This window comes from Novosphingobium aureum, from assembly GCF_015865035.1.
In the GTDB taxonomy this organism is placed as follows: domain Bacteria; phylum Pseudomonadota; class Alphaproteobacteria; order Sphingomonadales; family Sphingomonadaceae; genus Novosphingobium; species Novosphingobium aureum.
The window spans coordinates 2,282,791-2,294,224 of sequence record NZ_JADZGI010000001.1; the positions used below are offsets into that span (position 1 = coordinate 2,282,791).

Sequence of the window (11,434 nt, forward strand, 5' to 3'; positions counted from 1 at the left end):
CTGGCCTCACGGGCGCAAAACCCCGCACCAGTGGCGACACGATAACCGACGAAAAGACGCGCAAGGTCGCCCGACACGGGATGGCCATTCGCGATCCGAAGCATAAGCGAGGAAAACATGACCTATCGTTTGGGTGTAGACGTCGGAGGGACGTTCACCGATTTGCTTTTGTTCAACCAGCAGGACGGCTCGTTCTTCCGGCACAAGACGCCGTCGACGCCGCATGACAGTTCGGAAGGTATCCTGAACGGTCTGGGTGCGATCTGCGAGAAGGCGGGGATCACGCCGGCGGACATCGAGTTCTTCCTGCACGGCACGACCGTCGCGACCAACGCCGTGCTTGAGGGCAAGGGCGCGCGCGTCGGGCTCATCACGTCCGAAGGCTACCGCCAGGTCATGCAGATCGCCCGCTCCTTCGTGCCGGGCGGTCTTGCAGGCTGGATCGTGTGGCCCAAGCCCGTGCCGCTCGCCGCGCTGGAAGACACCTTCGAGGTCGCCGGGCGCATGAACGCGCAAGGCGAGGAAGTGCGCGAGATCGACGAAGCGCAGATCCGCGACGTGCTGACCAAGCTCAAGGCTTCGGGCGTCCAGGCGCTCACCGTTTCGCTCATGAACGGCTACCTCAACGGTGCGCACGAGAAGCGCATCGGCGAACTCGCCGCCGAGATCTGCCCCGAGCTTCCCGTCTCGCTCAGCCACGAAGTCCTGCCCGAGATGCAGGAATACGAGCGTACCCTCACCACCGTCGCCAACGCCGCGGTGCGCCCAGTGGTGGGCAACTATGTCCGCAACCTGCGCGACAACCTGCGCAAGGGCGGCATGGCCGGCTCGCTCTCGCTGCTGCGTTCGGACGGCGGTCTGCAGTCCTCGGAGAAGTCCGAGGAGCACCCGGTTGCCCTGCTCATGTCGGGCCCGGCGGGCGGCGTCACCGGCGCGCTGTGGGTCGGCAAGAACGCAGGGATCAAGAACATCCTGACGCTGGACGTGGGCGGTACCTCGACCGACGTCGCGCTCATCGAGAACCTCGAGGCACGGCGCGTGCGCACCACCGAAGTGGGCCACCTTTCGGTGCGCGCCTCGGCTCTGGACGTGAAGACCGTGGGCGCGGGCGGCGGCTCGATCGCCTATGTCCCCGAGCTCACCGGCGCGCTGCGCGTGGGGCCTGAATCGGCCGGCGCCGTCCCGGGTCCGGTTGCCTACAACAAGGGCGGCACCCTGCCGACCGTGACCGACGCCAACGTCGTGCTGGGCTACCTTCCCGAGAACCTTCTGGGCGGCACCTTCAAGCTCGACCGTGAAGGCGCCAAGGCGGCTGTCCAGACCGTCGCCGACAAGCTCGGCATCGATGTCATGGAAGCCGCGCGCGGCATCATCGACATCGTCAACGAGAACATGTTCGGCGCGCTGCGCATGATCTCGGTCCAGCAGGGCTACGACCCGCGTCACTTCGCGGTCATGGGCTTTGGCGGGGCGGGTCCGCTCCACGTCAACGCCGTTGCCAAGCTGATGGGCTCCTGGCCCGCCGTCTCGCCGGTCTCGCCCGGTGTGCTCTGCGCCCTTGGCGATGCGACCACCCGCATGCGCACCGAGACCGCGCGTTCGTACTCCAAGTCGTTCTCCAGCACCGAGGAAGCCGACGTTCTCGCCCAGCTCGAAGAGATGGCCGCGCAGACCACGAAGGAACTCACCAGCGAGGGCATCGACGCCAGCGACGTCACCGTCGAGTTCGAACTCGACGTGCGCTACGAGGGCCAGGCCTTCGAAGTGCCGCTTTCGATCGATCCCGAGACCTTCAAGTCGGGTGGCCTTGCCGCGATCATCGCGCGCTTCGACGATGAGCACGAGCGCCTCTTCACCTTCAAGATGGATAGCGAGCACGAGCTGGTGAACCTGCGCGCCGTGGCGCTCGGCCCCGTCCTCGACCTCGAAGCCCAGCGCCTTCCCGAAGGCAACGGCGATCCCGTCGAGGCCAAGGTGCGCGACCACCAGCTGTGGGCCGATGGCAAGATGGTCCCTGCCGTGATCTACGACCGTTCCAAGCTCAAGGCGAACGACGTGATCCAGGGTCCGGCCATCGTCACCGAGATGGACTCCACCACGCTCATCGAAGCCGACTGCACCGGCACCGTCGATGCCTACGGCAACATCCTCATCAACCTGAAGTGAGCGAAGGAACTCTCTAATGCCCGCACAGATCATTCAGGCCAACGAAACCCCCTTCGAGAAGATCGAGATCGATCCGGTCACCCTCGAAGTCATCGAGAACGCCCTTCGCAACGCCCGCATCGAGATGGACGCGACCCTCGTGCGCACCGCCATGTCGCCCGGCATCCGCGAACAGGGCGACGCCTTCCCGCTCATCGCCGACCACAAGGGACGCATGATCGTGGGCCAGTTCGGCTCCTATATCGGCCCCTTCCTCGAAGGTTATGAAGGCACCGTGGAAGACGGCGACATGATCTTCCTGTCCGACCCCTACTCGGTCGGCGGCGCGATCAGCCACTGCAACGACTGGCTCGTCCTGCTCCCCGTCTTCAAGGACGGCCGCCTCATCGCCTACACCTCGATGTTCGGCCACCAGAGCGACATCGGCGGCATGGTGCCGGGCTCCATGCCGATCCACGCCACCGAGATCTTCCAGGAAGGCGTGCGCATCCCGCCCGTCAAGATCTGGAAGAAGGGTGAGTACAACGAGGACCTCATCAAGCTGGTCATGCACCAGTCGCGCATGCCCGACTGGTGCAAGGCGGACTTGAACGCCCTGATCGCCTCGTGCCGCGTCGCCGCCAACCGCGTGGTCGAGATGGCGACGCGCTTCGGCGATGACATCTTCGTCTCGGCGACCAACCTGCTGCTCGACCGCAACTACCGCGCCATGCAGCAGCTCATCGAGAGCTCGATCGGCGAGACGCCCGTCTCGTTCGAGGACTACATCTGCGACGATGGCATGGGCTTTGGCCCCTACAAGATCAAGTGCACGATGTGGAAGGAGAACGGCCGCGTCGTGCTCGACTTCGACGGCACCGATCCGCAGAGCCAGGCCTCGATCAACATGCTCTTGAACGAGAACATGATGCGCATGTTCTTCGGCATCTACATGATCATGGTCTTCGACCCGCAGATCCTGTTCAACGACGGCTACTACCCGCTGATCGACATCCGGATCCCGGAAGGCTCGCTGCTCAAGCCCAAGTTCCCGGCCGCGCTCTCGGGCCGTACCCACGTGCTCGGACGCCTGTTCGACATCATGGGCGGCCTCCTTGGTCAGAAGACGCCCGAGTTCCTCAACGCCGCGGGCTTCTCCTCCTCGCCGCACCTGTTCTATGCAGGCCACGACAAGGCGGGCAAGTGGTTCCAGCTCTTCCAGATCGGCTTTGGCGGCATCCCGGGTCGTCCGATGGGCGACGGACCCGACGGCCACTCGCTGTTCCCCGGCTTCACCAACGTGCCCAACGAGTTCCTCGAGCGCTACTTCCCGCTCGAGATCGTCAAGTACGAGACGGTCGCCGACAGCGGCGGTGCGGGTCTGCACCGCGGCGGCAACGGCATCAACATGGTCTACCGCTTCTATGAGCCGGGCGTCATCGCGATCCACGACGACCGCTGGTTCGTGCCGCCTTGGGGCGTCAACGGCGGTCTTCCGGGCAAGCGCGCCAAGAAGATCCTGACCAAGGCCGACGGCACCCAGATCGTGGTCGGCAACAAGCTGGAAGACTACCCCGTCGAAGCGGGCGATGAACTCCAGTTCATCACTTGGGGCGGCGGTGGCTGGGGCGACCCGCTCGAGCGCGACCCCGCCCTCATCCTCAAGGAAATCGGCCAGGGCCTCGTCACCGAGACCGGCGCCCTCGACTACGGCGTCGTCATCAAGGACGGCGCGGTCGACGAGACAGCCACCAGCGCCCTGCGCGAAAAGATGCGCGCCGAGCGCGGCGAGATCGAGGTCTTCAACTTCGGCCCCGACATCGAAACCCTGCGCAAGAACTGCCTCGAAGAAACCGGCCTCCCCGCCCCCAAGCAGCCCATGTGGCGCAACGCGGACATCGCGGAGGCAGCGGAGTAAATCATGGAAAATACCGGAGCACTCAAAGGACTTCGTGTCGTGGAAATGGGCCAGCTTCTCGCTGGTCCGTTCGCCGGCCAGTTGCTAGGCGACATGGGCGCGGACATCATCAAGGTCGAACCCCCGGGCAAGGGCGACCCCCTGCGCATCTGGGGCCAGGGCGAGAAGAAGGTGTGCTGGGAAGTGGTCGCGCGCAACAAGCGTTCGGTCTCTGCCAACATGCGCGTGCCCGAGGGCCAGAAGCTCGTACGCGAACTGATCCGCCACGCCGACATCGTGATCGAGAACTTCCGCCCCGGCACGATGGAGAAATGGGGCCTCGATCCCGCCAAGCTGCTCGAGGAGCAGCCGGGCCTGATCATCTCGCGCATGTCGGGCTATGGCCAGACCGGCCCCTACTCGACCCGCGCGGGCTTCGGCGGCATCGGCGAGGCCATGGGTGGCTGGCGCTACATCGTCGGCGAGCCCGACCGTGCGCCGAGCCGCATGGGCGTCTCCATCGGCGACACCCTCACCGCGACTTATGGCGTGATGGGCATCCTCGCCGCGCTTCACGTGCGCGACACCACCGGCAAGGGCCAGATCATCGACGCGGCGCTCTACGAGAGCGTGCTGCAGATCACCGAGAGCCTCGTCTCCGAATACGACAGCTCGGGCTTCATCCGCCAGCGCACCGGTTCGATCCTCCCGGGTATCGCGCCGTCCAACGTCTACTACTGCTCGGACGGCGAATACATGATCGGCGCCAATGCCGATCCCTTGTGGAAGCGCCTCTCGGCCGCCATGGGCAAGCCCGAACTGGGTGACGATCCGCGCTATGCCACGCATATCGCGCGCGGCGAGAACCAGACCGAGCTCGACGAGATGATCGGCGCCTGGACCAAGAACTACACGGTCGAGGAGATGGACAATCTCATGACCGAGTATTCGATCCCCGCCGGCCGCGTCTACCGCGCGCCCGAGATGCTCGCCGACCCGCACTTCCAGGCGCGCGAGGCGATCGTCGAGGTCGAGACCGAGACTCACGGCAAGCTCAAGATGCAGAGTACCTTCCCCAAGCTCTCGGCGACCCCGAGCAGCATCCGCAGGCCAGCCCCTTCGAAGGTCGGCCAGCACAACGCGGAAATCTATGCCGAGCTGCTCGGTCTCGATGCCGATGCCATCGCGAAGATGGAGGAAGAGGGCATCGTCTGAACGCTGCAGCGTTCACCGCATTCCCAATGGCGTGGCACTCTCGCGGGTGTCACGCCATTTTTCCTTGTCACTCAGACGGATGGGAGATCGGTGTGATCACGGTCGGGCAAGCTGGGCCAGACACGCAGGCCCGCGGATCACCGCCCCGGCTGAAAACAAGCCTTGTCTGCGCAATGATCCTCCCAATATCGCTATCTTCCGAAAGGCAAGACCGGGAAGGACTGGAACGATGTTGAATACGACGTCACGCAAGGCTTCTAGGACATTCGTCGCAATCGGCGCGCTGCTCGCGGTGGCCGCCTGCTCGCAGGCACCGACCGAATACGAAGCCGATGTAAAGGACGAAAGCGGCGGTCAGCTGATCGTCTCAGACGCCAATTCCACCGATGTCCCGGTCAACGTGCCGACGACGCCGATGACCAATGTGCCACCCAGCGAACCCGCAACCGCAATGTAGTCCGCGCTGCAACCTGCGCCTGGCCTGCTTCAGGCCAGCATCTCGACCGTGACCGGGTGCAGGGGCGCGCCCTGCTGCGCGAACGCAGCTATGTTAGCGATCGTGGTTCCGGCAATCGCGTTCATCGCCTCGTGCGTGAAGAAGCCCTGGTGGCCGGTCACCAGCACGTTGGGAAACGTCAGCAGGCGCATGAAGACGTCGTCCTGGATGACGGTGCCTGACAGGTCCTCGAAAAACAGGTCCCCCTCCTCTTCGTAGACGTCGAGCCCCAGATGGCCGATACGCCCGCTCTTGAGCGCACCGATGACCGCACGCGCGTCCATGACCGCACCGCGACTGGTGTTGATCAGCATGACCCCGTTCTTCATGCGCGCGAGGGCATCCTCTCCCACGAGGTGATGGGTCGCCGGGGTCAGCGGGCAATGCAGCGAAACGATGTCCGAACGCGCAAGCAGCTCGTCGAACGGTACGTAGCTGCCGCCTAGAGCCACCAGTTCCGCCCCGGGCGCCGGATCGCTGGCCAATACCTCGCAGCCGAAGCCGCGCAGGATGCGCGCGACGTTGAGACCGATCCGGCCGGTACCCACCACGCCCGCGACCTTGCCGTGCATGTCGAAGCCGAGCAGCCCGTCGAGCGCGAAGTTACCCTCGCGCACGCGGGCATAGGCCTTGTGGATGCGCCGGTTGAGCGAGAGCATGAGCGCGACCGCGTGTTCGGCAATGGCGTCGGGCGAATAGGAGGGCACGCGTGCGATCGCGATGCCCAGACGCCGTGCCGCAACGAGATCGACGTTGTTGAAGCCCGCACAGCGCAGCGCGACGAGCCGCACCCCCTGCCCGGCCAGCACCTCGAGCACATCGCCGTCCAGCACATCGTTGACGAAGGCGCAGACCGCGTCGAACCCCTTTGCGAAATGGGCTGACTGCCCAGTCAGGCGCGTATCGAAATACGTCAGCTGCGCGCGATGGCCCTGCGCGCCATTCGCCCGGTCCAGAAATTCGCGGTCGTAAGGCCGCGTGCTGAAGACAACCACCTTCAAACGCGCTCTCCTGCTCGAGGACGGATCGGGACAGCCTCGTGTACGCGACAATGGCGCGGCCAAGTCTATCATTGATGTTGCGCCGCACAAGTGACGCGGTAACATTGCCTGACAACACTCCTGAAACCGCGAATACTGTCGCAGATCAATGTAGACCCTGGAGACGACTGCGAGAGATAGTTGGCTGGGAGCCACTTTTGCGTTCCCCGACAAGCACATGACACGAGGCCAGACGGCAAGAAAAGGGCGACCCGGCGTGGAAATGCAGCAAATCGGCGAGACCCGCAGCTGGCACGGCATCGAAGCCGCCCGGGCAGAGGAACTGCTTGCCACCGGACCCGAGGGCCTCAGCGAGGCAGAGGCGGCGTCAAGGCTCGCGAAGCTGGGACCCAACCAGTTGCCCGGCGAGAAGCCGCCGCACCCGATCTGGCGCTTCGTTGCGCAGTTCAACAATGCGCTGATCTATTTCCTGCTCGCCTCGGCAGCAGCTGCCTTTGCGCTCGGCCACGGGATCGACGCAGCCGTGATCCTCGCCGTGGTCCTCGTCAATGCGGTGGTCGGCGTGGTGCAGGAAGGGCGCGCCGAGAAGGCGCTTGCCGGGATCGAGACGCTGCTGGGCGAGCATGCGCTGGTGGTGCGCGATGGCCAGCGCCAGACCATCGACGCGCGAGACCTCGTTCCCGGCGATCTCATACTTCTCGAGGCTGGTGACAGGGTCGCTGCGGACATACGCATCGCGCGGGCACGCTCGCTGGCGATCGAAGAAGCCGCGCTCACCGGCGAGGCCGTCGCCGCCGACAAGCACGCGCAAGCGGTCGCGGCCGATGCCGGGATCGGCGATCGCAGCTCTATGGCCTTTTCGGGCACGCTGGTCGTGCGCGGGCAGGCCAGCGGCTACGTCGTCGCCACGGGCGCGCGGACTGAGATCGGGCAGATCGGGGCGCTCGTGCGCGCGGTGCCGCGCATGGTCACGCCCCTGCTGCGCCAGATCGACAGCTTCGGCACGAAGCTCACCTTGCTGATCCTTGCTGGCAGCATCGCGCTCTTCGTGCTCGCGACGCGCTTTCGCGGCTACGACTGGGTCGATGCACTGATCGCGGTGGTAGCCCTTGCGGTCGGCGCGATCCCCGAGGGGCTGCCTGCGGTGATCACCATCACGCTGGCAATCGGCGTACAGCGCATGGCCCGCCGCCGTGCGGTTATCCGCAAGCTTCCGGCGGTCGAGACACTGGGGGCGACCTCGGTGATCTGCACCGACAAGACCGGCACCCTCACCCGCAACGAGATGCTGGTCACGCGCCTCGTCATCCCCGAAGGCGAAGCCACGGTCGGCGGTTCCGGCTATGCCCCGCAAGGCGAGATCGCGACCGGCGCACTGCCGCGCGAGGCCTTTGCCGATCTCGTGACCTGCGGCGCCTTGTGCAACGATGCGCAGCTGCGTGAGGACGCGGGGAGCTGGAGCCTTGTCGGCGACCCGATGGAAGGCGCCCTGCTCGCGCTCGCAGCCAAGTACGGCATCGTGCATCACAAGCTGCACAAGCACTGGCAGCGGGTCGACGAAATCCCCTTCGATGCCGCCTATCGCCTGATGGCGACGCTCTACCGCGGCCCCGACGGCGAATGGACGGTGTTCATCAAGGGCGCGCCCGAGGCGGTGCTGGCGACCTGCTGCGAGGGCACCGATGCGGCACACTGGCACGCAGCCACGCAGCGTGCCGCCCACGAGGGCGAGCGCGTGCTCGGCTTTGCCATGCATCACCTGCACGAGCGCCCGACCCGCTTCGACTTCGCGCATCTTGAGGGCGCGCGCATGCTCGGCATCATGGGCTTCATCGACCCAAAGCGCGAGGAAGCGCGCGTGGCCATCGCGCAGTGCCGATCGGCAGGCATCGCAGTCAAGATGATCACCGGCGACCATGTCGAGACTGCGCTTGCCATCGCCCGCCAGCTCGATCTCGCCGACGAACCGCGCGCGCTCACCGGAGCGCAAATCGAGACGATGAGCGACGAGGAACTGGCGCAGGCCGTGCTCGAGACCTCGGTCTTCGCGCGCGCCAGCCCCGAGCACAAGCTGCGCATCGTGCGCGCCGAGCAATCGCACGGAGCCATCGTCGCCATGACCGGCGACGGGGTCAACGACGCGCCGTCGCTGCGGCAGGCCGACGTCGGCACAGCCATGGCGCTGAGCGGTACGCAGGCCGCGCGCGAGGCCTCCGAGATGGTGCTGCTCGACGACAACTTCGCCTCGATCGTCGCCGCGGTGCGCGAGGGCCGCACGGTCTACGACAACATCCGCAAGGTCATCGCCTGGACCTTGCCCACCAACGGCGGCGAGATCATCGCGGTGGTGCTCGCCATCGCGCTCGATTTCGCGCTGCCGATGACCGCGACGCAGATCCTGTGGATCAATCTGGTCACCTCGGTCACGCTGGGACTGGTGCTGGCCTTCGAGCCGCCCGAACCCGGGATCATGGAGCGCCCGCCACGCGGCAAGGACGCACCGCTGCTCTCGGGCTTCATCGCCTGGCGTGTGGGCGTGGTCTCGCTGGTCTTCGCCGCAGCGCTGCTCGGCGTCTACTTCGCGGCGCTGGCGCTCGGCCATCCGCTCGCGGAAGCGCGCACCATGGTGGTCAACATGCTGGTGATCGCGGAGATATTCTACCTGTTCAACGTGCGCTACATGCACGGGCGCTCGCTGACATGGCGCGGACTTCTGGGAACGCGCGCGGTTGTGATCGCCATCGCGCTGGTCAGCGCCGCGCAGCTTGCCTTCACCTACGTCCCGGTGATGCAGGCGATCTTCGAGACCCGCGCCCTGTCCCTGCTCGACGGTTCTATCCTGATCCTCACCGGGATCGCGATCTTCGTCTTCCTCGAACTGGAAAAGATGCTGGTGCGGCGGCTGGGCTGGTTCGCTGAGCTGGCCTGAGCACGAAAAGGGGCGCGGGAAGACATCTCCCCGCGCCCCATCTTTGCGAACGCCTGCGACGCGCCCGGCGCTGCCGTCAGCCCGCCGAGGGCGCGGGTGCGGTCACGGGCTCGTCCGAGCCGGTTTCCAGCCCCGGAAGCTGGGTCACCGGCGGCTGCTTCTCGAGCAGCATCTTGAGCAACCCGTAGCACATCGCCAGCAGCACAAGCGCAAAGGGCAGGCCGGTCACGATTGCCGCAGTCTGCAGCGCCTGCAGGCCACCGGCATAGAGCAGCGCACCGGCCAGCACGCCGATCGCGATGGCCCAGGTCACGCGCGGTACGAAGCGCGCTTCCTGATGACCGCCCGAGGCGATCATCGCGGTGACCAGCGCGCCCGAATCCGCCGAAGTGACGAAGAACGTCGCGACGATCAGGATCGCGAGGCCTGAAGCGATCTGGCTCAGCGGGTAATGGCCAAGGAATGCGAAGAGCGCGTCGGGCATTGAGGAGTTGATCGCCTCGGACAGCCCGCCATGGCCGAACAGCTCGATGTACAGCGCACTGTCACCGAAGATCGTCATCCACGCGAAGGTGAACAGGCTGGGTACCAGCAGCACGCCGCCGACGAATTCGCGGATCGTGCGCCCGTAGGAAATACGCGCGATGAAGATCCCGACGAAGGGCGACCAGCTGATCCACCACGCATAATAGAAGATCGTCCAGTTACTCTGCCAGTCCTCGGCGGTGTAGCTCTCGGTCCAGGTCGAGAGGTAGACAAAGCGCTGGATGTAGTAGCCCAGGTTCTGGATGAAGCTGTCGAGCAGAAACACCGTCGGACCGGCGACGAAGACGAAGATGGCAAGGCCCAGAGCCAGCGCCATGTTGCCCTCCGAAAGGCGCTTGATGCCAGCATCGAGCCCCATCGCAACCGAGAGTGTAGCAAGACCGGTCACCACGGTGATGATGATCGCCTTGACCACCCCGGTCTCGGGCACGCCGAGCAGCAGTTCGAGTCCGGCATTGATCTGTGAGGCACCGAAGCCGAGCGAGGCAGCGACACCGCACACGGTCGCAGTGATCGCCATGATGTCGATCAGGTCGACGACGATCTTGGGCAGCCACGGGAACGCGGTGTTGAGGAACGTGCCAAGGTTGAGCGGCTTGCCGCGGTTGTAGGCGATATAGGCCAGCGCCAGGCCGATCACCGCGTAGATGCCCCAGGCATGCAGGCCCCAGTGCAGATAGGTCAGACCCATCGCATGCTGTGCGTTGCGGGCCAGCCCCTGCGGCAGCGTTGCTCCGGGATCGGAGAACGAGGAAATCGGCGGGTTGGAGAAGTGCATGACCGGCTCGGCCACGCCGTAGAACAGCAGGCCGATGCCCATGCCCGCGCTGAACAGCATCGCGAACCAGCTCATCGGGCTGTAGGCAGGCTTTGCATCCGCTCCACCCAACCGCATGTCACCGATCCGCGTGATCGCGATGAAGCCACTGGCGACCAGCAGGACATTGGCCGTGCCCACGAAGAGCCAGCCGAAATTGTGCGTCGCCCACGACTGCACCGCGGCAAAGCGTGCCGTCGCGAGCTCGGTGTCGTAAAGCGCGAAGGCAATCAGCAGACCGATCGCGATGATCGCCCCGAAGAAGACGGTTGGGCTGAAGTCCTCGATCGGACTTGATACGTTGTCGGATTGACTTGCCACCTGGGTAAAACCTCAAGACAAGTCGCAACAGTTTACTATTATTACTTCCCGTTTAGGAAAGACTATA

7 protein-coding genes are annotated in these 11,434 nt (G+C 65.2%); 5 read left to right on the plus strand and 2 right to left on the minus strand.

The window, feature by feature from the left end; translation table 11 throughout:
* The first annotated feature begins 117 nt into the window (after positions 1-117).
* The 4 genes from I5E68_RS10720 to I5E68_RS10735 all read left to right on the plus strand — a co-directional run bounded on the left by I5E68_RS10720 (position 118) and on the right by I5E68_RS10735 (position 5,714).
* Positions 118-2,166 carry a hydantoinase/oxoprolinase family protein gene (locus I5E68_RS10720; protein WP_197163472.1) on the plus strand — a complete coding sequence of 683 codons (2,049 nt, stop codon included), beginning with the start codon at positions 118-120 and terminating at the stop codon, positions 2,164-2,166.
* Between the two features lie 16 nt (positions 2,167-2,182).
* Positions 2,183-4,063 carry a hydantoinase B/oxoprolinase family protein gene (locus I5E68_RS10725; protein ID WP_197163633.1) on the plus strand — a complete coding sequence of 627 codons (1,881 nt, stop codon included), beginning with the start codon at positions 2,183-2,185 and terminating at the stop codon, positions 4,061-4,063.
* Positions 4,064-4,066: 3 nt separating this feature from the next.
* Positions 4,067-5,257 carry a CaiB/BaiF CoA transferase family protein gene (locus I5E68_RS10730; RefSeq protein WP_197163636.1) on the plus strand — a complete coding sequence of 397 codons (1,191 nt, stop codon included), beginning with the start codon at positions 4,067-4,069 and terminating at the stop codon, positions 5,255-5,257.
* A 229-nt stretch (positions 5,258-5,486) separates the two neighbouring features.
* Positions 5,487-5,714, plus strand: a complete 228-nt coding sequence (locus tag I5E68_RS10735) for a hypothetical protein (protein WP_197163638.1) — start codon at positions 5,487-5,489, stop codon at positions 5,712-5,714.
* A 29-nt stretch (positions 5,715-5,743) separates the two neighbouring features.
* Here the strand turns inward: I5E68_RS10735 and I5E68_RS10740 are convergent, their stop codons facing one another.
* A complete protein-coding gene (locus tag I5E68_RS10740) occupies positions 5,744-6,754 on the minus strand; it encodes a 2-hydroxyacid dehydrogenase (RefSeq protein ID WP_197163640.1) in 1,011 nt (336 codons plus the stop codon).
* A 262-nt stretch (positions 6,755-7,016) separates the two neighbouring features.
* Between I5E68_RS10740 and I5E68_RS10745 the strand changes: the two genes are divergently transcribed.
* Positions 7,017-9,683 carry a cation-translocating P-type ATPase gene (locus I5E68_RS10745; protein ID WP_197164755.1) on the plus strand — a complete coding sequence of 889 codons (2,667 nt, stop codon included), beginning with the start codon at positions 7,017-7,019 and terminating at the stop codon, positions 9,681-9,683.
* 76 nt (positions 9,684-9,759) lie between these two features.
* Here I5E68_RS10745 and I5E68_RS10750 read toward each other — a convergent pair whose 3' ends face one another.
* Positions 9,760-11,367: a BCCT family transporter gene (locus I5E68_RS10750; RefSeq protein WP_197163642.1), complete on the minus strand. Its 1,608-nt coding sequence runs from the start codon at positions 11,365-11,367 to the stop codon at positions 9,760-9,762.
* Between the last annotated feature and the right edge of the window lie 67 nt (positions 11,368-11,434).

Coding starts and splice junctions, on each gene's coding strand:
- I5E68_RS10720 (WP_197163472.1), top strand. CDS start 118: ATGACCTATCGTTTGGGTGTAGACGTCGGAGGGACGTTCACCGATTTG.
- I5E68_RS10725 (WP_197163633.1), top strand. CDS start 2,183: ATGCCCGCACAGATCATTCAGGCCAACGAAACCCCCTTCGAGAAGATC.
- I5E68_RS10735 (WP_197163638.1), top strand. CDS start 5,487: ATGTTGAATACGACGTCACGCAAGGCTTCTAGGACATTCGTCGCAATC.
- I5E68_RS10730 (WP_197163636.1), top strand. CDS start 4,067: ATGGAAAATACCGGAGCACTCAAAGGACTTCGTGTCGTGGAAATGGGC.
- I5E68_RS10745 (WP_197164755.1), top strand. CDS start 7,017: ATGCAGCAAATCGGCGAGACCCGCAGCTGGCACGGCATCGAAGCCGCC.